This is a genomic window from Congregibacter litoralis KT71 (genome assembly GCF_000153125.2).
GTDB classification, from domain to species: Bacteria; Pseudomonadota; Gammaproteobacteria; order Pseudomonadales; family Halieaceae; genus Congregibacter; species Congregibacter litoralis.
Map to the genome: position 1 here is coordinate 1,061,395 of NZ_CM002299.1, position 24,410 is coordinate 1,085,804.

26 protein-coding genes and 1 pseudogene are annotated in these 24,410 nt (G+C 59.1%); 22 read left to right on the forward strand and 5 right to left on the reverse strand.

The genetic code is table 11. The annotated features are described in order from the left end of the window. Positions 1-19: 19 nt before the first annotated feature. The 5 genes from KT71_RS04940 to flgA all read right to left on the reverse strand — a co-directional run bounded on the left by KT71_RS04940 (position 20) and on the right by flgA (position 3,449). Entirely contained in the window at positions 20-475 is a 456-nt protein-coding gene (locus tag KT71_RS04940; protein ID WP_008292547.1) for a hypothetical protein, read from the reverse strand. Beyond that, a complete protein-coding gene (locus KT71_RS04945) occupies positions 460-1,467 on the reverse strand; it encodes a GGDEF domain-containing protein (protein WP_008292546.1) in 1,008 nt (335 codons plus the stop codon). Before KT71_RS04945 ends, KT71_RS04940 begins: the two co-directional genes overlap by 16 nt. Before the next feature lie 245 nt (positions 1,468-1,712). After that, complete coding sequence (locus KT71_RS04950) at positions 1,713-2,186, reverse strand: flagella synthesis protein FlgN (protein ID WP_008292545.1); 474 nt, start codon at positions 2,184-2,186, stop codon at positions 1,713-1,715. Positions 2,187-2,204: 18 nt separating this feature from the next. Beyond that, positions 2,205-2,531, reverse strand: coding sequence for a flagellar biosynthesis anti-sigma factor FlgM (gene flgM / locus KT71_RS04955; RefSeq protein ID WP_008292543.1), 327 nt, complete (start codon positions 2,529-2,531; stop codon positions 2,205-2,207). 159 nt (positions 2,532-2,690) lie between these two features. Then, complete coding sequence (flgA, locus tag KT71_RS04960; protein WP_008292542.1) at positions 2,691-3,449, reverse strand: flagellar basal body P-ring formation chaperone FlgA; 759 nt, start codon at positions 3,447-3,449, stop codon at positions 2,691-2,693. Between the two features lie 255 nt (positions 3,450-3,704). Between flgA and flgB the strand changes: the two genes are divergently transcribed. The 22 genes and pseudogenes from flgB to fliE all read left to right on the forward strand — a co-directional run bounded on the left by flgB (position 3,705) and on the right by fliE (position 24,380). After that, complete coding sequence (flgB, locus tag KT71_RS04965) at positions 3,705-4,097, forward strand: flagellar basal body rod protein FlgB (protein WP_023659981.1); 393 nt, start codon at positions 3,705-3,707, stop codon at positions 4,095-4,097. A 14-nt stretch (positions 4,098-4,111) separates the two neighbouring features. After that, positions 4,112-4,534, forward strand: a complete 423-nt coding sequence (flgC, locus tag KT71_RS04970) for a flagellar basal body rod protein FlgC (RefSeq protein WP_008292540.1) — start codon at positions 4,112-4,114, stop codon at positions 4,532-4,534. 22 nt (positions 4,535-4,556) lie between these two features. Continuing rightward, positions 4,557-5,255, forward strand: coding sequence for a flagellar hook assembly protein FlgD (locus tag KT71_RS04975; protein ID WP_008292539.1), 699 nt, complete (start codon positions 4,557-4,559; stop codon positions 5,253-5,255). A 27-nt stretch (positions 5,256-5,282) separates the two neighbouring features. Continuing rightward, complete coding sequence (gene flgE, locus KT71_RS04980) at positions 5,283-6,572, forward strand: flagellar hook protein FlgE (protein ID WP_008292538.1); 1,290 nt, start codon at positions 5,283-5,285, stop codon at positions 6,570-6,572. A gap of 27 nt (positions 6,573-6,599) precedes the next feature. Beyond that, positions 6,600-7,355: a flagellar basal-body rod protein FlgF gene (gene flgF, locus KT71_RS04985; protein WP_008292537.1), complete on the forward strand. Its 756-nt coding sequence runs from the start codon at positions 6,600-6,602 to the stop codon at positions 7,353-7,355. A gap of 23 nt (positions 7,356-7,378) precedes the next feature. Next, on the forward strand, positions 7,379-8,164 hold the full coding sequence (gene flgG, locus KT71_RS04990; RefSeq protein WP_023659982.1) for a flagellar basal-body rod protein FlgG: 786 nt from the start codon (positions 7,379-7,381) through the stop codon (positions 8,162-8,164). 9 nt (positions 8,165-8,173) lie between these two features. Further along, positions 8,174-8,863, forward strand: coding sequence for a flagellar basal body L-ring protein FlgH (gene flgH / locus KT71_RS04995; protein WP_008292535.1), 690 nt, complete (start codon positions 8,174-8,176; stop codon positions 8,861-8,863). Positions 8,864-8,880: 17 nt separating this feature from the next. Then, a complete protein-coding gene (locus KT71_RS05000; protein ID WP_023659983.1) occupies positions 8,881-10,002 on the forward strand; it encodes a flagellar basal body P-ring protein FlgI in 1,122 nt (373 codons plus the stop codon). A gap of 4 nt (positions 10,003-10,006) precedes the next feature. Next, positions 10,007-10,978 carry a flagellar assembly peptidoglycan hydrolase FlgJ gene (flgJ, locus tag KT71_RS05005; protein ID WP_008292533.1) on the forward strand — a complete coding sequence of 324 codons (972 nt, stop codon included), beginning with the start codon at positions 10,007-10,009 and terminating at the stop codon, positions 10,976-10,978. Between the two features lie 38 nt (positions 10,979-11,016). After that, positions 11,017-12,936, forward strand: coding sequence for a flagellar hook-associated protein FlgK (flgK, locus tag KT71_RS05010; RefSeq protein ID WP_023659984.1), 1,920 nt, complete (start codon positions 11,017-11,019; stop codon positions 12,934-12,936). A gap of 10 nt (positions 12,937-12,946) precedes the next feature. Next, positions 12,947-14,155 (forward strand): flagellar hook-associated protein FlgL, encoded by a 1,209-nt coding sequence (flgL, locus tag KT71_RS05015; protein WP_008292531.1) that lies wholly within the window; start codon positions 12,947-12,949, stop codon positions 14,153-14,155. Positions 14,156-14,513: 358 nt separating this feature from the next. Continuing rightward, a complete protein-coding gene (locus tag KT71_RS21215; RefSeq protein ID WP_023659985.1) occupies positions 14,514-15,920 on the forward strand; it encodes a flagellin in 1,407 nt (468 codons plus the stop codon). Positions 15,921-16,025: 105 nt separating this feature from the next. Continuing rightward, a complete protein-coding gene (locus KT71_RS19640; protein ID WP_023659986.1) occupies positions 16,026-16,463 on the forward strand; it encodes a flagellar protein FlaG in 438 nt (145 codons plus the stop codon). Between the two features lie 11 nt (positions 16,464-16,474). Next, positions 16,475-16,567, forward strand: a pseudogene (locus tag KT71_RS21310) (hypothetical protein); the annotation flags it as partial. Positions 16,568-16,570: 3 nt separating this feature from the next. Continuing rightward, the gene (fliD, locus tag KT71_RS05030) at positions 16,571-18,613 is read left to right on the forward strand and encodes a flagellar filament capping protein FliD (RefSeq protein ID WP_008292527.1); all 2,043 of its coding nucleotides are present in this window, start codon (positions 16,571-16,573) and stop codon (positions 18,611-18,613) included. A gap of 21 nt (positions 18,614-18,634) precedes the next feature. After that, a complete protein-coding gene (gene fliS / locus KT71_RS05035; RefSeq protein ID WP_008292526.1) occupies positions 18,635-19,024 on the forward strand; it encodes a flagellar export chaperone FliS in 390 nt (129 codons plus the stop codon). A 26-nt stretch (positions 19,025-19,050) separates the two neighbouring features. Further along, complete coding sequence (locus KT71_RS05040; protein WP_008292525.1) at positions 19,051-19,410, forward strand: flagellar protein FliT; 360 nt, start codon at positions 19,051-19,053, stop codon at positions 19,408-19,410. A gap of 79 nt (positions 19,411-19,489) precedes the next feature. Next, the gene (locus tag KT71_RS05045) at positions 19,490-20,062 is read left to right on the forward strand and encodes a PilZ domain-containing protein (protein WP_008292524.1); all 573 of its coding nucleotides are present in this window, start codon (positions 19,490-19,492) and stop codon (positions 20,060-20,062) included. A gap of 101 nt (positions 20,063-20,163) precedes the next feature. Next, positions 20,164-21,309: a sigma-54 interaction domain-containing protein gene (locus KT71_RS05050; RefSeq protein ID WP_008292523.1), complete on the forward strand. Its 1,146-nt coding sequence runs from the start codon at positions 20,164-20,166 to the stop codon at positions 21,307-21,309. 108 nt (positions 21,310-21,417) lie between these two features. Beyond that, on the forward strand, positions 21,418-22,638 hold the full coding sequence (locus tag KT71_RS05055) for a sensor histidine kinase (protein WP_008292522.1): 1,221 nt from the start codon (positions 21,418-21,420) through the stop codon (positions 22,636-22,638). Further along, positions 22,635-23,972, forward strand: coding sequence for a sigma-54-dependent transcriptional regulator (locus KT71_RS05060; RefSeq protein ID WP_008292521.1), 1,338 nt, complete (start codon positions 22,635-22,637; stop codon positions 23,970-23,972). Before KT71_RS05055 ends, KT71_RS05060 begins: the two co-directional genes overlap by 4 nt. Positions 23,973-24,062: 90 nt before the next feature. Beyond that, positions 24,063-24,380 (forward strand): flagellar hook-basal body complex protein FliE, encoded by a 318-nt coding sequence (fliE, locus tag KT71_RS05065; RefSeq protein ID WP_008292520.1) that lies wholly within the window; start codon positions 24,063-24,065, stop codon positions 24,378-24,380. Positions 24,381-24,410: the final 30 nt, after the last annotated feature.

Here is a 24,410-nt window from a genome sequence, read left to right on the forward strand (position 1 = left end):
GGCCCAGAGTTTTTTCTGGCTAAGGGGTTCTTCCTGGCTGGCTAAGGGCTTCTTCCTGGTTAAGGGCTTCTTCAAGCGCTGCAATATGCAGCTGTAGTTGGCGGTTTTTGACGCGCAGGGCGTTCACGGACGATTGGTCGGTGCGCCAGGTTGCGGTTCCCGTATCGTTGGGAATGCCTGGATACTCGAGTACCGTTGCCGGAGGGGGGGCAGGCGCTTTGCCGCCCAGCTTGATCTCAGATTGGCTCCAGGCCAGATAGCTGAACGCGGCACTGCCAACGAGGAGCAACACCGTGGCCAGGTGCTGCCACATGCGCCGGTGACTCTGACTTGTGGACCTGAGGGTTGCCGGGCTCTCGGTAGCCTCATCCAGAAATCCGTCTTGTCGCTGCTGCGGTGTGTCCGCGAGGGGCGCGAGGTTGGCGGCCTCGATCAGCGCATCGCTCAGCCATAGATTGCTCACACGTTGCTGCATATCGCTCCGCGTCCATTGGCCTTGGCGTGATAAAGATGGGTGTCGGCGCGTTGGAGCAGGGTACTTTCTGTGTCTCCTGCATGGTAACTGGCAATACCAATGCTGACGTCAGGGCGCAGTCCTTCGCCGTGTTCTCCAAGGCCGAAATCCTCACTGCTGATGCGCTTGAGATTCGCGCGGATTTGTTTGGCGGCTTCTCTTGCCCCCGGGAGATCCGTGTGGGGCAGCAGGATAGTGAACTCATCGCCGCCGTAGCGAAACAGCAGGTCCGAGCCTCGCGTGCTTCTCTTGAACACATTCGCAATGGTTCGCAGTACGTGGTCGCCGCCGAGGTGTCCCAGTCTGTCGTTGATTTTCTTGAAATGATCGACGTCGATCATCATCAGGGCCAAGGGGCTGTTGTGGCGCCGCGTGCGCGAAAGCTCGCGCTCGATCCACTTGTGCAACGACAGGCGATTACCCAGGCCCGTCAGGGAATCCTGGTTCACCATGGACTCCAAGGTCTGATACTCGATGGCTGCACGGAGGCAGCGCGCCACGGTGCCCAGGGCCTGTTCGATACTCAGCAGCTCGCTCTCGCTGAAGCGCTCGCGGCGGCAGAGCGAGACGCGGCCCAGCTCCATGCTGTCTAGGGTGAGGGTGTAGTTGGCGCTGTGGTGGCGGCGAGTCCCGAAGCGAAGCTCGGCACCATCGCCGACGGCCTCATAGGTCATGCCATCTGCAAGCCCCAGATCTGAACACCAGCTAAAGAACATAGACGCAATGGTGTCGACATTGTTGCTGCCAATGAGGCGCTGCATTAACAGCAGTTGCTGTTCTGCACCGTCACTCCAGCGGCCCGGGAGGTTGGCGAGGGCTTCACCCGTAGGCAGCGCCGTCGCGGTGTGCCCCGGTGAGCGTGTCTCAGGGTCGAGCTTGCTGTGCAGGGGGATGACTTTTTTCATTGCCTTGGCCTCATCGCCGTCTTCGGGAGCGGTCGTTATCTGCGTCAAGGTCTACAATGCAAAGCTTGTGCCAGTTATTTTTTTAGAAATTAGGCTATTTTGCCTGTTCTTTTGAGGATTTTTGCCGGATTTATGGCAAGGCCAAGATAGGCGACAGGAAAATGACAGTCAGACGGCATCGTATCGCCGCCCCTTGGCCGCCGTCGTCAAAAAATTGCCGGCTATGGTTTTGAGCGAAGTGCTGGCTGAATTGCCAGCTGTATTGCTGGCCGTGTTGCTGGTGAGGGGGGGAATCAGGCTTTTCCGAGAGTGCGGCTGTCGCTCTGGTGTTCCCGGGAGCCGCTGAGGGAGTAGAGGTCCGGTCCGCCATCCTCACGACGCAGTACATCCAGGGCGCCACGGGTACGGTCCTGCAGACGCAGTATTAATCCGCCATTGCGCCTATTGTTTTCCTGGCATTCGGCGGCCAGGGCCGCGAGGGTATCTTGAAGTTCAGCATCCTGGGGGCTGCCGCCGCAGTGCTCCACAAGTTCTGCCAGAGAGCTGTCGGCGCCCAATCCGAGGCCGTGCATCCAGCTCAATCGTTGTTCCTGCTGCTCGCGATGTGCAGTCACTGCCAGGTTTTTTTGCGCGGTTGCGCTCTCGAGGGCGTCAACACTGTTGTCCACCAGTGCCTGATATTCGGCGTCAAGAGCCGCTTCAAGGCTGCGAAGGGTGCGAAGCTCTGCGGTGAGCAGAGGGGTGAGCTGGGTAGAGCCGGCGCTCATGAGGGGGCAGATCTCCGTTTAACCGAGCTCGACTTCACTCTTTAAGAGGCTGTCCACGATGCGCTCCGGATCGACGGAGTAGCTACCATTACTGATTGCTTCGCGAATGCTGTCGACGCGCGCCTGATCGACGCCGGGCAGGGCTTTCAGCTGGTTTTCCAGCGATAAAAGCTCTGTTGCTGTTCCCGTAATGGAAACAGATTCCCCATCGCTGACCGATGCAGCATCCTTTGCAGAGCCCGGCGCAGGGCGGCTATTCGTCACGGCATCAGCGCCGCGTCGGTTCACTGGATCGCTGTCGCTGCGCGTTGGGCGGACATTGATGTTGTTGTCTACCGGATTCATGGGTCTCCGTCCTGTTTCGCCGCACCCATCATGACTGCGGCGAAGGCGTTGAGTGATTCACCGTTGTTAGCGGTCAATCCCTGAAAAAGTTTAGCACAAACCACCTTTTTAGCGGCTGGGGTCGTCCGGACCTGGCTTGCCCCCAAAGCAGTTGATCGCTCAGGGTATGCGAATGCTGCCGTCAGGCAGAATCAATCCTTCGACGCGACGACCGGAGGTGAGGTTAGTTACTAACAAGCGATCACCCTGAGCGCCGCTGCCCATCGCCTTTCCCTGCATACGCACCTCTACGCCCCCACCGCCGGCGATGAGCGTCACCATCTGCCCCCGGGAGACCAGTTCCGGGAGGTCGACATGCCCGTGACGCAGGGTGGAACCCGCCGGTAAAGGGCGCTTGAGTTCCATGCCCTCGGCGGCCGCGGGCTCCAGGATCACATCCGCCACCTGGGCAGTGACGCGCCGGGTGACAATTTCCAGGTCGTCAGCGCCGAGAATGCTGCCCCGGGGCAGCGCTTTTTTGAGAACGGGGAGGTCCAGGGACGCGCTCACTTCTGCGCGAAGATACAGGGTCCAGGGCACGCTGCCGCTGCACCGCACTCCATAGCTCACGGGACCCAGAACTCTGCCGTTGTGAGGCCTAACAATTTCCAGCTCGCGATCACACAGCGCCGGACGAAGTCTCTGATCCAGAGGGCGCACCCGGACTTCCACGCGCTCCAGGCCCTGGTCAGTCGCCGCCTGAAGCGCGGCAAACTCCACCATGTTCAGAATATCCCCGTGGGGCTGGGTGGCTGCTGAAACGTTTGCGGCACTGCTCACACAAGCCCAGCCCAGCAGTACTGCAATAAGCGATTTCACGGCCGAACCCGGCGCCTGACGCTGCGAGAGGGTTTTGGGGGTGACTGGGCGATGTGTCATTTCTCTGACGTTTCCTGCAGGTAGAACGGCTGTACCGGTGTAGCAGCAGGTTTCGTGCCAGAGCCGGGCGGAAAGAGAAGGCAATGACTGCCGGCGCTGGAACAGGGCGGCAAAGCTTGCCGCAACGGCGGCTGATTGCCGCCCAGGGCGTGCTGGAGGGGTGTATAACTTGCTGTTTTTATTGAGTATTTGTTATTGGCATGACAATTGAATAGCAACAGGGAGTATCAGCACAGCAAGATGGACCATAAAGCTATGGCAGGACTAGACAGCGCATTAGGTGTTTCGCCCCAGGTATTGGCGTTGCGTGCGCAAAAAACCGAGCTGCTTTCGGCGAATATCGCCAATTCAGACACCCCGGGCTACAAGGCCCGGGATATCGATTTCCGGGCAGCCATGCAGAGCGCCATGGGAGCGCAGGATGGCATGACGCGTACTCACGCTGCCCATCTGAACGCTTCGGGCACGCCGGGAAGCACTGAACCGATGTACCGCATTCCCACGCAGCCCTCCCTCGACGGCAATACTGTGGAATCCCAACGCGAGCACGCCGAGTTCATGGACAACGCCATGCGCTACCAGGCCAGCTTGAATCTTCTCGATGGGCGCATCAACAGCTTGCGCACTGCCATCCGCGGACAGGTCTAAAAGGAGCTTGAGCTATGAGTCTATTTGATGCCATCAGCGTTGCAGCCACTTCTCTGGACGCCCAGAGCACCCGACTGAACACCATCTCCAGCAACCTGGCCAACGCGAACGCAGTGAGTAGCAGTGCGGAGGAAACCTACCGCGCACAGTACCCCGTGTTCGAAACGATGCTCAATGAGCTCAGCAGTGCGAATGGCATGGATGCCGTGGCGGGTGTTCGCGTGTCGGGTATCACCCAGTCGGATCTACCCGCGGTTAAAGAATATGTTCCGACGCACCCCATGGCCGACGACGAGGGCTTCATCTACCGCCCTGCCATTAATAGCGTGGAGGAGATGGCCAACATGATGGAAGCATCGCGTTCCTATCAGGACAGCATCGAAGCGATGAATACCGCTAAACAATTGATTCTTCGTACGCTGACCCTTGGACGATAAATAGTTTTGGAGTATTGAGATCATGGATTCACTCTCATCAATCAATGAGTTATTTCCGCCTTCAACACCTTTAGGAAACGAGGCGGCGAACTCCATTGACGAAATGGACGCCGAGGATTTCCTCGCGCTGATGGTTGCCGAACTTGAAAACCAGGATCCCACCAATCCCAACAGTAACAGCGACATGATGGGGCAGCTGGCTCAGTTCGGCACGGTATCGGGTATTGATGAGCTGAACGCGAGTTTCGGAGGTTTGAGTAGTGCGCTGACAGGGGGGCAGGCCCTCCAAGCTGCTTCTTTAGTGGGGCGCAGCGTGATGACCGATAGCAATCTGGGCCAGCTCACGGGAGCCGCCAACGCTCAGGGTGAAGTGGAGTATTCCCTGGATGCCACCGTGGACTTCGGGGACAGCACCGCCGGCGGTAACTTTTATGTGCAGGATCTTTCGGGGCGTCTGGTTTATAGCGCCGCCCTTCCTGCCTCTGCCGGTGGACAACTGCCGGTGCGCTGGGATGGCCGAAACGCTCAGGGTGAGCTGCTGCCCCCGGGCAGCTATCGCGTATCCGCCGAAGCGGTCATCGGGGGGCAAAATACTGCCGCCTCTGTTTACGCACATCAGCGCGTTGATTCCGTTGCCGTTGACGGTGCCCAGGGCGCAGTGACGCTCAACCTGGCCAACGGCAGCAAGGTAAGTCTCGAACAGGTAAAACAATTTTTATAGCAAAACCACTCTTGAAGGAGAGTCAGTATGGCGTTTAGTACAGCAATCTCAGGCATCAACGCGGCAACCGCTGACCTTGGTGTCGTCAGTAACAACATCGCTAACGCATCCACGACGGGTTTTAAGGCCTCCCGTGCAGAGTTTGCCGACGTGTACGCGACCAGTCTTCTCGGAGCGGGCTCCAATGCCATCGGTAAGGGCGTGTCGCTCGCCGGTGTCACCCAGGAGTTTGGTCAGGGCAATATCACCTTTACCAATAATTCTCTGGATCTTGCGATCAATGGCAACGGCTTCTTCCAACTCAGTGTTGAAGGTGCTGTTGAGTACACAAGGGCGGGTAATTTTCAGGTAGACCGGGAGGGGTTTCTAGTCTCGAACCAGAATGCTCGACTTCAGGGGTTCCAAGTCGATGGTGGAGGTGATGTGACGGGACAGCTGGGGGATATCCAGATTGATACCTCGCTGATTGATCCCAACCCCACCTCCAATGTGTCGTTGACCAGTAACCTCGATTCCCGGGAAGTCACCACGGGCACGGGCTTTGCCACCAACGGTCCCTATGACGCCTTTGCCGTGCCTCCCACGGCGCCGAGTCCTGCAGATTTCAATGCAACGACCTCTACAACGATCTTCGACAGCCTGGGCAACCCCCATGTACTGAGCCTCTACTACGTAAAGACTGCAAACCCCAACGAGTTCGAGGTGTATTCGCTGATTGATGGTCAAAGCCAGGACCCCGGAACGGGCACCGTGGGCGATCCCGTAACCTTGCAGTTCACCTCCAATGGCCAGTTTGACCCGGCCTCGGATACGCAGATTGATGTAACGGCCTGGACGCCGGTGGATTCTACCGGTGCGGTTAACGGCGCTGCCGCGCAGACCTTTGTTGTTGACCTGCAGCAAACCACGCAGTTCGGTACCGCCTTTGCGGTCTCCAGCGTGATTCAGGATGGATTCGCTGCGGGACAGCTGCGCGGACTGGAGATTGATGAGTCCGGTATCGCCTTTGCCCGCTACACCAACGGTGAGTCGCGGGCCCTGGGCCAGATCGCCCTCGCCAGTTTTAACAACCAGAACGGCCTCCAGCCTGTGGGTGATACCAACTGGGTAGAAACCTTCTCCTCAGGCTCGCCCAACGTGGGGGAGCCGGGCACATCGGGTCTGGGTGCCGTGCAGTCAGCGGCCCTTGAGGACTCCAATGTCGAAATTACCCAGGAGCTTGTGGACCTGATTGTTGCCCAGCGTAACTTCCAGGCGAACGCCCAGGTGATTCAGGCAGAGGACGCCATTACCCAGACCGTGATTAACCTCCGGTAATAACGGATTAAACCGGACTAACTCGCCATGGATCATTTCGTTTACATCGCCGCCGCAGGGGCCAAGGAGTCAATGCTTGCGCAGGCCGCTAACGCTCACAATCTCGCGAATGCGTCGACGGTGGGCTTTAAAGCAGACCTTGTGGAAGCGGAGACCGTCTACCTGCGGGGCGCGGGCCAGGAGACCCGTGCCTACAACGTTATTCAAGGCACAGGCACGGACTTTGAGCAGGGTGTCATCGAGCAAACCGGGCGCGATCTTGATCTGGCCATCAACGGTGAGGGCTGGTTTGCCGTCCAGGCGCTCACGGGCGAGGGCAATGGTGGTGAAGGCGTGACCCGTCGCGGTGACTTTCGTATTGATGAGTTCGGGCAGTTGGTCAATGGAGCCGGTCAGGCGCTTCTGGGTAACGATGGACCCATCGCCCTGCCGCCCTTCAGCTCCTTAAGTATTGGCAGCGACGGCACGGTGTCCATCGTACCCCTGGGCGAACTGCCCAATGCCGTTGCGGTTCTGGATCGCATCAAGATGGTCAATCCGGCATCTGAGGATCTGTCCAAGGGTGAGGATGGCTTTTTCAGGACCGATAGCGATCTGCCTACGCCGGCCGACGGCAACGTCCGTCTGGTGAGTGGTGCCCTGGAGTCCAGCAACGTCAATCCCGTGACGGCCATGGTTCGCATGATCGAGCTGTCCCGGCAGTTTGAGCATTACGTAAAATTAATGAAGACGGCGGAGGATGTGGACACATCCAGCGCCAGTCTCATGCGCCTGCAGTCCTAGAGCGCGTGTAAAGGAGAAGATAAGTGAATCAGTCACTTTGGATTTCGAAAACGGGTCTTGATGCCCAGCAGACAAAGATGTCGACCATTGCCAATAACCTGGCCAATGTCGGCACCACGGGTTTCAAGCGTGGACGGGCGATTTTTGAGGACCTCATTTACCAGAATGTTCGCCAGGTAGGGTCCCAGTCCTCCCAGGACACCCTGTTACCTTCGGGGCTGCAGATCGGTACCGGTACCCGGGTGGTGGCCACGGAGCGATTGTTCACTCAGGGCAATCTGACCAAAACTGACGGGGCTCTGGATATTGCCATTCAGGGACGGGGTTTTTTCGAAATCCTGCTCCCCGACGGGAATCAGGCCTTTACCCGTGACGGCTCTTTTCAGATTAATGACCAGGGCATTGTCGTCACCTCGGCGGGCTACCAGTTACAGCCCCCCATCACCGTGCCCCAGGACGCGCTGTCCGTCACCATCGCTGCGGACGGGACGGTCTCGGTGCAGCAGCCGGGAACCGCTGCCGCTACGCAGATCGGTCTTGTGCAGCTGACGGACTTTATCAACCCGGCGGGACTTCAGGCGCGAGGGGAGAACCTGTTTCTGGAATCCGGTGCCAGTGGCGCACCTCAGCCGGGCAACCCCGGTCTTAACGGACTCGGCACCTTGTCCCAGGGTTACGTGGAGAGCTCGAACGTCAACGTCGTCGAGGAACTGGTCAACATGATTGAGACCCAGCGTGCTTACGAGATGAACTCTCGCGCGATTTCCACCGCTGACCAGATGCTTCAGTACATCTCCAATAACTTGTGAGCCGGGATTATGGATAAGCTGCGCATACTGTTGTGTGTACCTCTGGCTTCCCTGGTGGCCTGCGCCGGTGTCGAGAGCGATTCGCCCCCGGAGTACGTCAAGATCGAACCCATTGAGTATCCCGAGGTGGTGGTGTCTACCGCGCCAACCACGGGGAGTCTCTATGCGGACAATCGCAGCATGTTTCTGTTTGAGGATGTGCGGGCGCACGAAATTGGTGACATCGTCAGTGTTGTGCTGGTGGAATCGACGTCGGCCACGAAGAGCGCCGACACCGATGTGAGCAAAGACAATAGCGTGAGCATTGTCGATCCCACGATCTTTGGTGCACCGGTGACCATCAACAACGGGCGCTACAACCTTGGGACGGAGCTTTCGTCGTCCAGTGCCTTCGAGAGCGAAGGTTCCAGCAACCAGAGCAATCGGCTCAACGGGTCCATCGCGGTGCAGGTGTCGCGGGTATTGCCGAACGGCAATCTCGAGATACAGGGTGAAAAATGGATCAAGATCAATCAAGGGGATGAGTATATTCGGCTGCGCGGTATCGTCCGCCCAGAGGACCTGAGTCCGACCAACACCATCCCATCTACTCTCGTCGCTGACGCCCGTATTTCCTACGGCGGCACCGGCATCCTTAACGAAAGCAATACCCCCGGCTGGCTCACGCGCTTCTTCATGAGCCCCCTGATGCCTTTCTGATGTCTGGAGATAATGGCATGTTGATATTCACCTTTTTGCGCCGCCTGACGCCCGCCATGCTCACACTGCTGTTGCTGGCTTCTCCGGTGCAGGCAGAACGCATAAAGGATATCGCGGGTATCGCCGGTGTGCGCTCCAATCAGCTTGTGGGCTATGGTCTGGTGGTAGGCTTGGACGGCAGCGGTGACCAGGTGATTCAGGCGCCTTTCACTATCCAGAGCTTGAAGAGCATGCTCGCCCAGCTGGGGGTCAACGTCCCCGCGAACGTCAATCCCCAGTTGAAGAACATTGCAACGGTGATGGTGACCGCCGAACTCCCACCCTTTACCAAGCCGGGGCAGACCATCGATGTCACCGTGTCGTCCCTCGCAAATGCCAAAAGTCTTCGCGGAGGTCAGTTGCTGATGACGCCGCTCAAGGGGCCGGACGGCCAGACCTACGCCATTGCCCAGGGCTCCATGATTGTCAGTGGCTTTGGCGCTGAGGGCTCTGACGGGTCAAGCGTCACGGTCAACGTGCCCAGTGCCGGGCGCATTCCTAATGGAGCCATTGTCGAGCGCGGTGTGCCCACGCCCTTTGGCACCGAGCCGGTGATGGTGATGAATCTTAATCACCCCGACTTCACGACGGCCCAGCGTGTCGCCATGTCGATCAACGAAAGTATGGGGGAGGGCATCGCCAAGCCTCTGGACGCGGTATCTATCGAGGTACGGGCGCCTCGGGATCCCGGCGATAAGGTGGCCTTTGTATCCCTGCTGGAAAACCTGTCGGTGGATCCCGGTGCCGCCGCGGCCAAAGTGGTGGTGAACTCCCGCAACGGCACCATCGTCATCGGTGACAGCGTGCGGGTAGAGCGTGCGGCGGTGGCTCACGGCAATCTCACAGTCACGATTTCAGAAAATATCAACGTCAGCCAGCCCGGCGCTTTTGCCGGCGGCGGGCAAACGGCGATCACACCCAACTCAGAAGTGAGTCTCGCGGAAGACAATGCGCGCATGTTTCTGCTGGAACCAGGTATTACGCTTCAGGAGCTGGTGACAGCGGTGAACAAAGTGGGCGCGGCCCCCGGGGATCTCATCGCCATACTTGAGGCCCTTCAGCAAGCGGGCGCCTTGCGTGCCCAGCTCATCGTGATCTAAAGCCATGCAACCCCAGGCCGTCTACAACGACTTCAACTCCCTGGCAAATCTGCGCACGGCCGCCCGTCAGGATGCGGATGCCAGCCTGCGAGACGTTGCCCAGCAGTTTGAATCCCTGTTCGTGCAGATGATGCTCAAGTCCATGCGCGATGCGACCATGGAAGGGGGGCTCTTCGACAGCCATCAGCTGGAGAGTTATCAGCAGATGCACGATCAGCAGCTTTCTCTGGATCTGGCATCCCGGGGCGGTATTGGACTTGCCGATGTGCTCGTGGAGCAGTTGCGTTCCGACCGTGCCGGTCTCTCGCCCGACGACGGTGATGGCGCTGCTTTGCATATGCCGGGCGCAGCGCCCGAGAACAAGCTGCAACCCCTGGATCTCGAGCGGTATTTGAAATTCCCCATATCGAGTCAGCGATTTGCGCCTGCAGCCACCTCCGAAGCTTCGCCGGTAACGCCCCCCTGGGCACCGGCATCACCCCGGGAGTTTGCGGACCGATTGCGTCCCCTGGCCGAAGAGGCCGCGCGGGAGTTGGGGGTTGACGCAGATGTTTTGCTGGCTCAGGCGGCGCTGGAAACCGGCTGGGGCAAGCATGTCACCACCGGAGCTCAGGGTAGTAGCCATAACTTCTTCAACATTAAAGCGGGTGCGGACTGGGACGGTGCGACGGTGACCGTGCAGACCATGGAGTATCGCGATGGCGTCGCTGTGCGCGAAGTAGCCAGATTCCGGGCTTACGAGTCCGCGGCGGACTCCTTTGCTGATTATGCGGCACTTATCAAAGGTAGTCCGCGCTACAGCGACGCTCGGGAACTGGCCGCTGATGGTGAGCAGTATCTCCGGGAGCTGCAGCGCGCGGGCTATGCCACAGACCCCGCCTATGCAGACAAAGTGCTGTCGATTTTAAAGCGGGGTGACCTCGCCGGGGCAGCGCCGGATCTAAAGAATGCGGCGACTTTGCCGCTAACAGGTTGAGGAATGGTCCCTTTCGTGGCCATCAGGACGGTTGAGACTTGGCAGACGTACTAAACATTGGCACTTCGGCATTGTTGTCGCTCCAGCGTGCGATCAGCACCACGGGGCAGAATATCGCCAACGTGAACACCGAGGGTTTCAGTCGGCAACGGGTTGAGTTTGCGGCTCTGGAGCCGCAGCTGTCGGGCTCGGGTTTCGTGGGTTCAGGCGTGGGTATTGCGGCGATCACGCGCAGCTATGACCAGTATCTGGCCGGCGACGTGCTGGATCGCACTTCGAGTGCGGCGGGGGCGTCTGCTCTTGGCGATCTCTCGGGTCGCGTCGACGACATTCTTGCGGATCCGGCAACGGGACTGGGGCCTGTGCTCGACGAGTTCTTCGGCGCGGTGCAGGATGTTGCCAACAATCCGGGGTCTCTGCCGGAGCGGCAGGTGCTTCTGGGTCAGGCCGAGGTTCTGGCCGATCGATTTCAGTATCTTAACGACCGCTTTGCCGGTCTTGATCAGGAAGCCAATATCCGCATCGATAATTCGGTGCGGGAGATCAACGCTTTCGCGGCGGGTATCGCCGATCTCAACGATCGCATTGTGAGCGAGACCGTGCGCTCCGGCGGACAGCCACCCAACGATCTCCTTGATGCCCGGGATCAGCTCCTCAATCGCTTGTCTGAGGTCATCGGCGTCACCACGGTGGATCAGGGTGACGGGGCCGTCAACGTCCTCGTAGGTAATGGTCAGGCCCTTGTGGTGGGTAGCAGCGTGACGGAACTGGAAACTTTTACAGACCCCTTTGATGTAACCCGGGTCAATGTGGGGATTTCCGGGCTGGCAGTGCAAACGGATATCGGGCGCTTTCTCAGCGGTGGTGAACTGGGCGCGGTGCTGGATTTTCGCGGAAATGTGCTCGACGGCGCGCGCAGTGACCTGGGGCTCATTGCCACGGGGCTGACGGCAACCTTCAACGATCAACAGGCTCTGGGTCTGGATCTCAATGGCAACTTCGGCGGCGATTTTTTCCGACCTTTGGAGCCCACGATCTCTGAGAGTATTAGCAACACGGGAACCGGCGCGGTCACCGCAGTGATCACAGATCCCACGAACCTCAGCGGTGACGAATATCAGCTGAGCTTTGACGGCGCCAACTACACGCTCACCAATACCACCACCAATGCCAGTACCACGGGCCCTGGCCCCGCCTTCTCCATCGATGGTATTGATATCACTGTCTCGGGCACGCCGGCAGCGGGCGATGACTTTCTCATAGCGCCCGTTGCCCAGGGCGCGAGCCTCTTCGACGTGGCGATCTCGGATCCGCGAGCCTTCGCCGCGGCGAGTCCGCTTCGCAGTAGCACATCTCTTGCAAACGCCGGGTCCGGGCAGCTTAACGACCTCGCAGTGAGCGATGTTGCGAGTCTGCCCCTCGCCGGCAATATCGTGTTGACCTTCAACTCCGATGCCCTCGGCGCCGGTGTCCCGGGCTTTGATGTCACGGGTATCGCGGGAGGTCCCATCGCCTACGATCCGAGCACGGATGCCAACGGCCTGCCGGTGACTTTGGGCGATATCGAGTTCACCCTCCAGGGTATTCCCGAGGACGGCGACAGCTTCAGCATCGCCAACAACGTGGATGGCTCCGGGGATAACCGCAATGCCCTGGCCCTTGCCGCGCTGCAGACCGAACGCACGCTCAATGGCGGCACGGCAAGCTATCAGGATGCCTACGCCTCGCTTCTGGCGGATGTGGCGGTGAGCACGCGTCAGGCAAAAAGCGCCGCGGATACCGAGGGTACACTTCTGGAGCAGGCCCGTTCTGCCCTGAACAGTGCTCAGGGTGTGAACCTTGATGAAGAGGCCGCAAACCTCATTCGCTATCAGCAGGCTTATCAGGCCGCAGCGCAGGTTATCGCCGTTGCCGACGAAGTTTTCCAGACACTACTTAACGCTACCCGGCGTCGCTAGGAATTGACTCATGGTTGATCGTCTTTCCACGCTGCAAATTTTTCAATCCGGGATCTCCACGATCCTGGATAAGCAGGCGGATCTGGCGCGCACGCAGCAGGAACTGGCCACGGGCAAGCGCATTCAATCGCCCTCGGATGATCCCAGCGGAGCGGTAAAGATCCTCGATCTGGAAGAGGATATCCGTCTGGTGGATCAGTACCAGCGCAACGCCTCCCTGGCCGAGGGTCAGCTGGCCGTCGAAGAAACGACGCTCAGCGCAGTGAATAATGTTCTGCAGCGGGTCCGCGAGCTGACGGTGCAGGCCAACAACGCCACCCAGAGCCCGGAAACACGCGCGTCCATTGCGGTCGAGGTAAATGCCCGTATCGAGGAGTTGGTTGCCCTGGCGAATACCCGCGATGGCAATGACGAGTACCTGTTCGCCGGTTTTCAGGCACAGACCCAGCCCTTCAGCCGCCAGGGCGGCACGGTGACCTATAGTGGTGATGACGGCCAGCGGTTTTTGGATATTGCGGCATCGGCACAGGTTGCCGTGCGCGACTCCGGATCCCGGGTGTTTCTGGCAGTGGATGCGGGGAACGGCAGCTTCGACTTTGCCGCCGACCCGGCCAATACCGGTACCGCCGTAGTCGCCGAGTCCAGCGCCGATGGCAGCTTTGTGCGCGACGACTACACGGTAACGTTTAGCCAGGCGACACCGGCAGATCCCGTGACCTATTCGGTCACTGACAGCAGTGCGGCTGTGGTCGCCACGGGGAACTACACGCCGGGCGATGCCATCAGCTTTAACGGGGCGCGTCTGGTTATTGAAGGCACGCCCGAAGACGGGGACAGCATCACCCTGGACAGCGCCCCAAAGCAGTCCATATTTGACACTTTGCAGGGGATCGCCGATGCGCTGGAGAATAGTGCCGGCACACCCAGCGGCAGTGCCGCCGTGAACAATGCCTTAGCGAGTGGACTGAATAATCTGGATCAGGCCATCGGCAACGTCCTGGAAGTGCAATCCGACGTGGGCGTAAGGCTCAATCGCATCGAAAGCCAGCAAAGCATCAACGAAGACTTCAATCTCCAGCTGCAAACGACGCTCTCGGATGTCCAGGACGTCGATTTTGCCGAGGCCATCAGCAAGCTCAATCTGCAGCTTGTGGCCCTGCAAGCCGCCCAGCAGACCTATGTGACGACCCAGGGTCTGACGCTTTTCAACTATCTCTAAGCTTTGTTTCTTCGGAGCCTTTCGGTCAGTGAGACGTTTTCGGAGCGGCTGACTCACGGTCGGATTTTTAATAAATAGCTTAAAATCAATAATTTAGAGGTTTCCATCATGTCTTTACCGGGCTGGCCGGCCTCCGCTCGGGGGCGCTGCTACCCCTCGAAGCGCCTGGCTTTTGATGCAAATCAAGTTTTGAGCTCCCGCTACGAAAAAAAGTCCTAAAGTCTCCCGTCAGACCGCCGCTAACTCTTGTGAAGGCAGCGGGACCGACCAGTTTTCGACCCCACCGCCTGTAGACTCGTAGAGTGAACTGCGCCAGGGATTGACCCACACGGCGCCTGAGCAAAAGGGGAACAAAACCATGCCTCAGATTATTAACACTAATATTCCGTCGCTGACTTCTCAGCGTAACCTCAACTCTTCACAGAATGATGTGGCCACTTCACTGCAGCGTCTGTCTTCTGGTCTGCGTATCAACAGCGCCAAAGACGATGCGGCGGGCCTTGCGATTTCTGAGCGCTTCACCGCCCAGATCCGCGGCCTGAACCAGGCGGCGCGTAACGCCAACGATGGCGTTTCCCTGGCGCAAACGGCTGAAGGTGATCTCGCGCAGATCACTAATAACTTGCAGCGTATCCGCGAGTTGGCGGTACAGTCCGCAAACGCAACCAATTCTGCATCCGATCGCGAGGCGCTGCAGGCTGAGGTTGATCAGCTTACCGCTGAGATCGATCGTGTGGCGCAGCAGTCTAACTTCAACGGCGTTAACCTGTTGGACGGTAGCTTCTCAGCACAGCAATTTCAGGTAGGGGCCAACGCGGGACAAACCATCACGGTAGATAGCATTGCCAGCGCCCGAACCTCATCTCTGGGTCAGTTCCAGGGTTTCCAGCTCACCGGTCAGTCCATTGGTACGGCCTCTGATACCCCGGCTGCGCAAAACGTCACCATTGATGGCGATGTGGTTAGCCTTGGCACGATTGCCAACGACGCGAAGGCCGTCGCTGATGCACTGAACGCAGCAAATGTCGGCTTCCTGGCGAGCGCCAATGAAACCACGGTAGCGTCCGCTACCACCACGGTAACGGGTGCGGATGGTGACGTAGATACCGTTACGGTAAATGGATTGGCGATTAGCGTGACCAACACCGCATCAGCTGCCTCGAACCGTGACGCAGCGGTGCAGGCTATCAATGCACAATCCACAGTGACCGGTGTGATCGCCACTAACGACGGCACGGGTGTTGCTCTCTCTGCGGCCGACGGCCGTAACATCACCGTTGCATTCACCGCAGGTGCCGCGGCCACAATTGCAGACTATGGATTGGCAGCTGCAGCTACGACCGGTGCAAGCGTCGACATAACGTACCAGGCGCCCGAAGGTGTTTCAGGCGACGTGACGTTCACCGACGCTCTGGCAGGGATAGGCACCAACGCCATTGCAGCGACTGGTACTGCCGTCGCCGCTTTGGATATTGGCACTGTGCAGGGCTCCAACGACGCAATCGCGTCAATCGATGCGGCTCTGACTACGATCAACAGCTCCCGCGCCGATCTCGGTGCGATCCAAAACCGCTTCGAATCAGTGGTAGTGAGCCTCCAGACCTCTGCAGAAAACCTGAGTGCTTCACGCTCACGTATTCAGGATGCGGACTTTGCGGCCGAATCGGCCAACCTGGCCCGTGCGCAGATTCTGCAGCAGGCGGGTATTGCGGTACTTGCTCAGGCGAATGCCCAGCCGCAGAACGTATTGGCTCTCCTTCAGTAATAGCGGATGAGTAGTCAACGCGTCTCGGGAAGTGGGGCGGGCGGAAGCCCCCCCACTTTTTCGCCATCTACGGCAAGAGACGCTATGCTATAAGGAGGTATGAATATGGCTAATCCGATTACGACAGCAGCGCCGATCCCGAATACCGGGACCACCGCGCCGCGTGCGGAATCCAAGCCAGCAGCTGCTCCTACAGGCATCTCTGCACCAAGCTCTACCTTACAAGTCGATCGGCAAGCAGTCGCCGCAAGCGGCAACAGCGCGCCCGCAGCCCAGGCCCAAAAGCAGTCAGCGCAGGAACTTGCGCAGGCAACCCAGGATATTTCGGAGTACATACAGACAGTGTCCCGTTCTCTGCAGATTTCTGTAGATGGCGATCTTGGCGCTACGGTCATCAAGGTGTTGGACACGGATACCGATGAAGTCGTGCGGCAGATACCGGCTGAGGAGATTTTGCAGATAGCGCGGTTCATCGCTGACCAACAGGCCAGTGCCGACGCAGCAGCTCCGGTAAAAGGTTTGCTCATGGATAGCGAGAGCTAAAGCAGTCACTCGCGGTTTGCTGGCATCAATCATGCATCGTTTGTGATCGGTGCCAGCGGCTCCTGGCAAACATTCAGCAAGCAAAAGGTGATGTGGCGGAATAAGTTATGGTTGCGGCAACGGGTATAGGCTCCGGCCTGGACATCGAAGGACTGGTCACCTCGCTGGTTAACGCCGAGCGTGCCCCCGCCGAGAACCGTCTGCTGACCCAGGAAGCAGAGCTCACCAGTGAACTCTCGGCTTTTGGTACTCTCCAGGGCGCTTTGTCGGGCCTGCAGTCAAGCGTTGCCGGCCTCACCAACCAGAACACCTTTAATCAGCGCAGTGCCACCAGCAGCAACGCCGCTGCAGTCTCCGTCAGTGCGAGTACCAACGCGGCGCCCAGCAGCTATCAGATTCAGGTCGATCAACTCGCTCAGGCTCAATCGCTCGCGTCGGGTTCTTTTACCAGTCTCACGGATACCGTGGGAGAAGGGACCTTGACGTTCCGATTCGGTACCACGGACTACACGCCGGCAGCTGATCTCAATCCTGCCAATTACAACGGGTTTACGGTCAACGCCGATCGCGCCAGCGCATCCGTCACCATCGACAGCAGCAATAACACCCTCCAGGGCCTGAGTGATGCCATCAACGAAGCCGACATTGGTGTGGCGGCCGCGATAGTCAACGATGGCACCGGGTTTCGTTTGCTTCTGAGCTCGGAGCAAACCGGAGCATCGAACAGCATCGAAGTGCAGGTGGACGATACCGGCGACGGTCTGGATAACGACAATGAGGGGCTTTCCCGGCTGGCCTTCAACGCCAGCGCCGACAATCTGGAACAAACCGTCGCGGGGCAAAGCGCTGCGTTCAGCATTAACGGCTTATCCCTCAGCAGCGAGACTAACTCCGTAGCCAATGTGATCGATGGCGTCAGCCTGACGCTGCGCGATACCACGGATACCCCAGCGACTCTGTCCGTGAGTGAGAACACATCGGCTGTGCGCTCTGCCATCGATGGATTCGTAACCGCGTACAACAGCTTTGTGAGCACCGCCAATAACCTCACGGCTTTCAACGCGGAGACGGGCGCAGCAGCGCCTCTGCAGGGTGACTTTACCGCACGCTCGGTAATCAATCAGGTACGCTCGGCGCTCAGTTCATCGGCCGATGGCTTTGAGGGTCCTTTCAGCACTTTGGCTGAACTTGGAGTCACCACCCAGGCGAACGGCACGTTGTCCGTGAACGACAGCACCCTTGATGCGGCCTTGACCGACAATTTTGAGAGCGTCGCCGGTGTGTTTGCCCAGGTTGGTTCTATTGCAGACAGCACCATCAGTTTTGAGGGTGCGACGGCGGACACCGCGGTGGGTAGCTATGCGGTCAACATCACCCAGTTGGCCTCCCAGGGCAGCCTTACGGGCACTGCAATCACCGATCCCGGCGCTTCTGCGGTGGTGCTCAATAGCAGCAACAACAGTTTTAGCCTGAGTGTGAACGGTGTTGACTCGGCAAACATCAGCCTTACCGAAGGCAGCTACAACAGCGCCGATGCCCTGGCAGCGGAGATTCAATCGCGTATCAACGGAGACGCCGCCCTCGCGGAGGCGGGCATCAATGTATCCGTCGCCTTTAGCGCCAGTTTTGAGTTGCAGATTACCTCAACACAGTTTGGCTCCGAGAGCAGCGTCGCGATCAACAGCAATACCACGACGGGGCTGGGTCTCGCGGGCGCAGCCAGTACCGCCGGCGTCGATGTCGCGGGCACCATTGGCGGCGTAGCAGCCACCGGTAACGGACAGCTCCTCAGCGCGGCTGCCGGGAGCAGCGCCGAGGGCGTGCGGCTCACGGTCAGCGGCGGAGCTCTCGGCGCCAGAGGTGACATCACCGTCTCCAACGGTATAGGCATTGCGCTTAACGGCGTGCTCGAGGGACTGACCCAGACTAACGGCGTGCTGGATCTACGCACCGATGGTTTGCAGAGCGGCGTTGATCGCATCGCAGATGATCGAGACGCACTGGATCGTCGTCTCGAGGCGTTGGAGTCTCGTTACCGTCGCCAGTTCAATGCCCTGGACACGCTCCTGGCTAACATATCCAGCACCGGATCTTTCATCACGCAGCAGCTGGCGAATATCCCGATTCCCGGCGCTAACTCAAACAATTAATGAATTCTTGAGGCACCACCAATGAACGCAAGTCAGGCACTGAACGCTTACAAGAACGTCGGAGTACAAAGCGCGGTTGATGACGCCAGTCCTCACCATCTCATCGCTATGCTCATGGACGGTGCCCTGGATCGCATCGCGTCGGCGAAGGGCGCGATGGAGCGCGGCGATACCGCGGTTCAGGGTGCATTACTGGGTAAGGCCATTACGATTATCGACAACATGCGCGCCAGCCTTGATCATGAGCAGGGTGGCGAGCTGGCGGGCAAGCTTGCGGATCTCTATGACTATATGGAGCGACGGCTTCTCGAGGCGGGCACCACGGGTGACCCTGCCATGCTGGATGAAGTGAGCAGCCTCCTTCGCGACATTAAGAGTGGCTGGGATCAGATTCCCGAAGCCCTGCGGTAGCCGTTTGCGTTTTAAGGGATCCCGCCATGACACGTATTGAACAGGACCTGAGTACCGAGCATGCCACGGGGCAATGCCGGCGCCTTGCTGATGTCCTGAGCGCAACGCGAACCATGCTCGAACACGCCAATGCCGGCGACTGGGACGAGGTCGCCGAGCTTGAGCGTAACCGGCGTGCGGATCTCGAACTGTGTTTTTCCGAGGCGGTCGCTCCCCAGCACAGTGAGCTGGTGTCCGAGGCCCTTGCCGTCATGCTCCACCTCAATGATGAGCTTATGGGGCTGCTGGCCTCTGCCCGGGATTCGGTGCTCGAGCAGGGCATCAGCCAGGCTAGAACCCGCTCGGCCCTGGGGAGCTACCAGGACATTCAGCACTCCCCCGGCTAGCACCTGCCCATTCCCGCCATTCCTGTGCTAGCTTTAAATCTAGCTAGGATGTTTGCGGGCGTGACGGGGTGGAGAGGCAGTGACTGAAACTCAAAAAAAATCCGAAGGCGGTCTCGCCTACAGCGACAATATTTCCATTGCCTGGCGCAAAATTGATCATGAGCTGGATCAGAAACATCTGGCGCTCGTGAATGCCTCCAACGAGGATTTTTTGCGGGCGGTATCGGTGATTGGCGACGCTGGTGGTCAGAAAGAGCAGCAGGAATCCTCCTCCGGTATCGTTGCTCAGGAAGTCGCACGCCTCGACCTGAAAGTGAATCTGCTTCTGGATCTTGTGGGCACCCTCATCTACCACCAGTTGGATATTCCGGATACCAGCCCCGTGCGCGTATCCGCTGCGGGTGTTGCCTGGAAGGGTGATGTCCCCGAGCCCGGGGCTACGATTTATCTGGAGCTATATATTCAGCGGGGGCTTCCCAAGCCTCTGTGTTGCTACGGCGAGGTGGTGTCCACCGCCGAGGACTTTGCGAAGGGTACGGCCAAGGTCAAGTTCACGGGACTGACCGGCGCCGCAAAATCCTGGCTGGAGAAACTTATCTTCCGGCATCACCGTCGTGAGGTAGCCTTTAAGCGCTCCTCGGGTGAAAGCTGATCCGAGATTACTGCTGTTAGCGTCAAAAAGTTGACTTGCTGTGCTAATGCATTGAAACTCCTTGAGTTTTTTAATGATCTGCACACATAAGGGGTATCCGCGTGGATGACGCTGCAGAAGCGCTTCGCGAAGCAAGTCGAAAACTGGCGCGGGAGTTGGTGGGCAGCAGTGCGCAGATTGAGGGAATTCGTCGCCTCATCGCCCAGGTAGCACCCGCCGAGGCCTCGGTACTGATTCTTGGGGAGTCCGGCACGGGCAAGGAAGTGGTTGCCCGGGGCATCCACAGGCTGTCGCCACGAGCCCGAGGTCCCTTTGTCCCCGTCAACTGTGGTGCTATCCCCGGGGAGCTTCTTGAGTCGGAACTTTTCGGTCACGAAAAAGGCGCTTTTACCGGGGCGATCAGCAGCCGTCAGGGCCGTTTTGAGATGGCAACCGGCGGGACCCTGTTTCTCGACGAGATCGGCGATATGCCCCTGCAGATGCAGGTAAAGCTTCTGCGGGTGTTGCAGGAGCGCTGTTTTGAGCGCGTGGGCAGCAACAAAACCCAGGACTGCGATGTCCGTGTGATTGCGGCGACGCATCAGGATCTGGAAAAGCGCGTGGATGCCGGCGAGTTCCGCATGGACCTGTTTTATCGCCTCAATGTGTTTCCCATTGATATTCCGCCCCTGCGCCAGCGCGTTGAAGACGTGCCCGCGCTGGTGCGACGCTTCGTAGAGCTCATGGAAAAAGAGCAGCGGGGCTCGGTGTCTGTCGGCGACGACGCCATGCGCTGTCTCATGCGTTACCCCTGGCCCGGGAATGTGCGAGAGCTATCGAACCTGGTGGAGCGTCTCGCGATCCTGCATCCGGATCACCCCGTGTCCGTTGCTGATTTGCCGCCGAAGTTCGCCGGTGAGCAGGCACCACCGGAAAGCGAGGTCTCCGAGGTGGCGCTGCGGGGGGAGGAGGCGGCGTCCATGGCGGCCTCGGATGCACGGCACAGCGTTGCCTCGCCCGGTGCCGCTGCCGGTGTCAGTGCTGGGCCTGGGGAGGCGGATGAGTCGCCGGTGCTCCTCGGTGGTGACGGTCTCGATCTCAAGACTCATCTTGCAGATCTTGAGCGCTCCCTGATGGTTCAGGCTCTGGAGCAGAGTGACTGGGTGGTGGCCCGGGCGGCGAAGATGCTGAATCTGCAGCGCACGACGCTTGTGGAGAAAATGCGCAAGTACGAGATTGCCCGGCCCGACGGCGCGCCAGAGTCTTGACGTTCAACCCCTTCTGAAATCATAAGTGGCTGAAATAAAACAATAATTTATTAGGCACAAGTCTTGCAATGCTCTGTATTCGAGATACCGGATGCGGACAGTACAGGCATGGAACAGATTTCCACGGCAGAGAGCACGGAAGCCGCCGAGCGGGCGTCCCTGGATGCGCGTTCCCTCGCCTCGCTCACGGAGGTCTCCAGGGAACTCGATAGCAGCTACCGCAACATGCAGGAGCAGGTATTGCGTCTCCGGGCAGAGCTCGCCATCAGTCGCAGCGCCCGTTTGCGTGAGCTGGCCGAAAAAGAGCGGCTTCTCGGGCGTCTGGCCTCACTCCTCGCGGTCTTACCCGGTGGGGTGATGATCCTCGACGGCGCAGACACCATCCGTGACGCCAACCCCGCTGCCCTGGATATGCTTGGTGAACCCCTGTTGGGAGAAACCTGGCCGCAGGTCGCCGAGCGTAACCCGGAGCTTAAGGACAATCATGGCGGCCAACGACAGTTATCCATGAGCAGCCGCCCCCTCGAAGGCGACGGCGAACAGGTGGTGCTGATCACCGATACCACGGAGCTTCACGATCTCCAGGCGCAGTTGGGCCGGCGTCAGCGCCTCGCTGCCCTGGGTGAAATGGCGGCGCGCCTGGCGCATCAGATCCGCACCCCTTTATCGTCAACCACCCTCTACCTGGCACAGCTCGGACGGGATGATCTCCCGGCGGAGCAGCGCACAAAGATTTGTGACCGCCTGGCAGGCCGCCTTCAGCACATGGAAGGTTTGATCGAATCCATGCTCAGCTTTGTGCGTGGAGGTAGTCCGCAAATGCGACCTCTGCTCCTTCGCGATGTGATGACGGCGCTGGAAGCGGTGGTGCGGCCGACATTGCCTGCGGCCACGAGCTTTACCGTCACCCCCATTGACGACACCCTGTCTCTCTCGGGCGCCAGTGAAGACCTCATCGGCGCCCTGGCGAATCTTGTTCAGAACGCCGTGGATGTGGCGGGCGATGATGTTCGTATCGAGCTCTGGGCCGGCGCTACCAGTCACAATTCCTTGCAAATCTGCGTTCGGGATAACGGACCGGGCATCGCGCCGGAAGTTCTTCCCCGATTGTTCGATCCCTTTTTCACCACGCGCGCCCAGGGCACGGGCCTCGGTCTCGCCGTGGTTGCGCGAACCGTGAGTCATCACGGGGGCGAAGTGCGCGCCCGGAATCGCCTCCAGGGCGGCGCAGAATTTCTCATTGATCTTCCCTTGCTGGATACCGCGGCGACCTGCGGTGGTGCCGTGGTATCCAGCACCCTTAACAACGCTGAGAGGGCTAATGCATGAACCAGGCGACCCGGGTACTGATCGTAGAGGATGACGATACGCTCCGCGATGCGCTCTGCGACACCATCGAATTCGGCGGTTATAGCGCCGTCGCTGCGGGCAACGGTCGCGAAGCCCTGTCCCGTATGGATGCGGAAAGCTTTGACATGGTGATCAGCGATGTCCAGATGGATGAGCTGGACGGTCACGGCCTACTCCGGGAAGTACGCAGCCGAAAACCTGAAATGCCCTTTGTGATGATTACGGCCCACGGGTCCGTGCGCGATGCCGTCTCCGCTATGCGCGATGGCGCGACCGATTACCTCCTGAAGCCCTTTGAGGCGCAGGTGCTGCTGGATATGGTTGCCCGTATGCAGCCTCCCGCGGAAGCGGATCTGCCCTTTATTGCGGTGGACCCCGCCAGTCAGCAGCTCAGTGTCCTGGCGAAGCGAATCGCACCCAGCGATGCAACGGTGCTGGTGAGCGGTGAGTCCGGCTGCGGTAAGGAAGTGCTGGCGCGCTATATACACAGTGAGTCGGCGCGGGCGAGCAGGCCTTTTTTGGCGGTTAACTGCGCCGCAATTCCCGAGAATATGCTCGAATCCATGCTCTTTGGTTATGAGAAAGGCGCCTATACCGGTGCCTACCAGTCGCGTCCGGGAAAATTTGAGCAGGCCAACGGTGGCACGCTGCTCCTGGATGAAATCTCCGAGATGGATCTTGGGCTCCAGGCAAAGTTGCTCCGCGTGCTGCAGGAGCGCGAAGTGGAGCGCCTGGGAGGCAACAAGCTCATTCCCCTTGATGTGCGGGTGATTGCTACGACCAACCGCCTGCTGGAGGAGGAAGTGCGCGACGGGCACTTCCGTGAGGATCTCTACTACCGCTTGAATGTGCTGCCCCTGAATCTGCCGCCCTTACGTCAGCGTCCGGGGGATATTCTGCCCCTGGCGAGGCTGTTTCTTGACCGTTACGCCCCAAAACCCGGCGCCTCCTTCGATGCCTCGGCAGAAAAGGCCCTGGAGCAGTACAGCTGGCGAGGGAATGTCCGGGAGCTGGAGAACTGTGTGCAGCGAGCGGTCATTCTCGCGCGCAGCGATGTGCTGAGTGAGGCGGATTTGCTTCTGGGTGATCAGCTGTGCGCCAGTGCGGAACCTTTGAGTCCAGTGCCCGCGGGTCGCCCCGCACTCGAGGGGGATCTGAAAATCCGCGAGCAGGAGCTGATTCTCCAGGCCCTTGAATCGACCGGGGGGAATCGCAAGGATACCGCCGAGCGCCTTGGGATCAGTCCACGGACCCTGCGCTACAAGCTCGCGCGATTGCGGGAGCAGGGTATCAGTCTCCCTGCGTCGGCCTGAGCCACGGCATAGCAATGACAGTTACAGCATGAACAATGACAAACGAAACAGCGTGACGAACGAATAAGCGTACCGAGGAGTTGAAAAATCATGAGTGATATAGCGATTAACCAGGTGATTGCGCAGATGCGCACCATGGCGGCGGCTGCGGGTTCCGAGACCGCGGCGCCCGATGCGGCATCCGGTGCCAACTTCTCCAGTTTGATGCAGGACTCCATCGAAGAAGTGAACGCCTCCATGATGGAAGCGAAGTCCCTGGCGACGTCTTTTGAGTCGGGGGATCCACAGATTTCCGTAACCGAGGTGATGGTCGCTTCCCAGCGGGCAGGTCTGGAGTTTCAGGCTATGACAGAAGTGCGAAACAAACTGCTGACGGCCTATCAGGAAATCATGAGCATGCAGGTGTAAACCTGCGATTCAGGGCATTTTGTAGCATTG

Excerpts from the sequence above, each read along its gene's own strand:
- KT71_RS04940 (WP_008292547.1), bottom strand. The coding sequence starts at position 475 with ATGCAGCAACGTGTGAGCAATCTATGGCTGAGCGATGCGCTGATCGAG.
- KT71_RS04950 (WP_008292545.1), bottom strand. The coding sequence starts at position 2,186 with ATGAGCGCCGGCTCTACCCAGCTCACCCCTCTGCTCACCGCAGAGCTT.
- flgM (WP_008292543.1), bottom strand. The coding sequence starts at position 2,531 with ATGAATCCGGTAGACAACAACATCAATGTCCGCCCAACGCGCAGCGAC.
- flgA (WP_008292542.1), bottom strand. The coding sequence starts at position 3,449 with ATGACACATCGCCCAGTCACCCCCAAAACCCTCTCGCAGCGTCAGGCG.
- flgB (WP_023659981.1), top strand. The coding sequence starts at position 3,705 with ATGGCAGGACTAGACAGCGCATTAGGTGTTTCGCCCCAGGTATTGGCG.
- flgC (WP_008292540.1), top strand. The coding sequence starts at position 4,112 with ATGAGTCTATTTGATGCCATCAGCGTTGCAGCCACTTCTCTGGACGCC.
- KT71_RS04975 (WP_008292539.1), top strand. The coding sequence starts at position 4,557 with ATGGATTCACTCTCATCAATCAATGAGTTATTTCCGCCTTCAACACCT.
- flgE (WP_008292538.1), top strand. The coding sequence starts at position 5,283 with ATGGCGTTTAGTACAGCAATCTCAGGCATCAACGCGGCAACCGCTGAC.
- flgF (WP_008292537.1), top strand. The coding sequence starts at position 6,600 with ATGGATCATTTCGTTTACATCGCCGCCGCAGGGGCCAAGGAGTCAATG.
- flgH (WP_008292535.1), top strand. The coding sequence starts at position 8,174 with ATGGATAAGCTGCGCATACTGTTGTGTGTACCTCTGGCTTCCCTGGTG.
- KT71_RS05000 (WP_023659983.1), top strand. The coding sequence starts at position 8,881 with ATGTTGATATTCACCTTTTTGCGCCGCCTGACGCCCGCCATGCTCACA.
- flgJ (WP_008292533.1), top strand. The coding sequence starts at position 10,007 with ATGCAACCCCAGGCCGTCTACAACGACTTCAACTCCCTGGCAAATCTG.
- flgL (WP_008292531.1), top strand. The coding sequence starts at position 12,947 with ATGGTTGATCGTCTTTCCACGCTGCAAATTTTTCAATCCGGGATCTCC.
- KT71_RS21215 (WP_023659985.1), top strand. The coding sequence starts at position 14,514 with ATGCCTCAGATTATTAACACTAATATTCCGTCGCTGACTTCTCAGCGT.
- KT71_RS19640 (WP_023659986.1), top strand. The coding sequence starts at position 16,026 with ATGGCTAATCCGATTACGACAGCAGCGCCGATCCCGAATACCGGGACC.
- fliD (WP_008292527.1), top strand. The coding sequence starts at position 16,571 with ATGGTTGCGGCAACGGGTATAGGCTCCGGCCTGGACATCGAAGGACTG.
- fliS (WP_008292526.1), top strand. The coding sequence starts at position 18,635 with ATGAACGCAAGTCAGGCACTGAACGCTTACAAGAACGTCGGAGTACAA.
- KT71_RS05040 (WP_008292525.1), top strand. The coding sequence starts at position 19,051 with ATGACACGTATTGAACAGGACCTGAGTACCGAGCATGCCACGGGGCAA.
- KT71_RS05055 (WP_008292522.1), top strand. The coding sequence starts at position 21,418 with ATGGAACAGATTTCCACGGCAGAGAGCACGGAAGCCGCCGAGCGGGCG.
- KT71_RS05060 (WP_008292521.1), top strand. The coding sequence starts at position 22,635 with ATGAACCAGGCGACCCGGGTACTGATCGTAGAGGATGACGATACGCTC.
- fliE (WP_008292520.1), top strand. The coding sequence starts at position 24,063 with ATGAGTGATATAGCGATTAACCAGGTGATTGCGCAGATGCGCACCATG.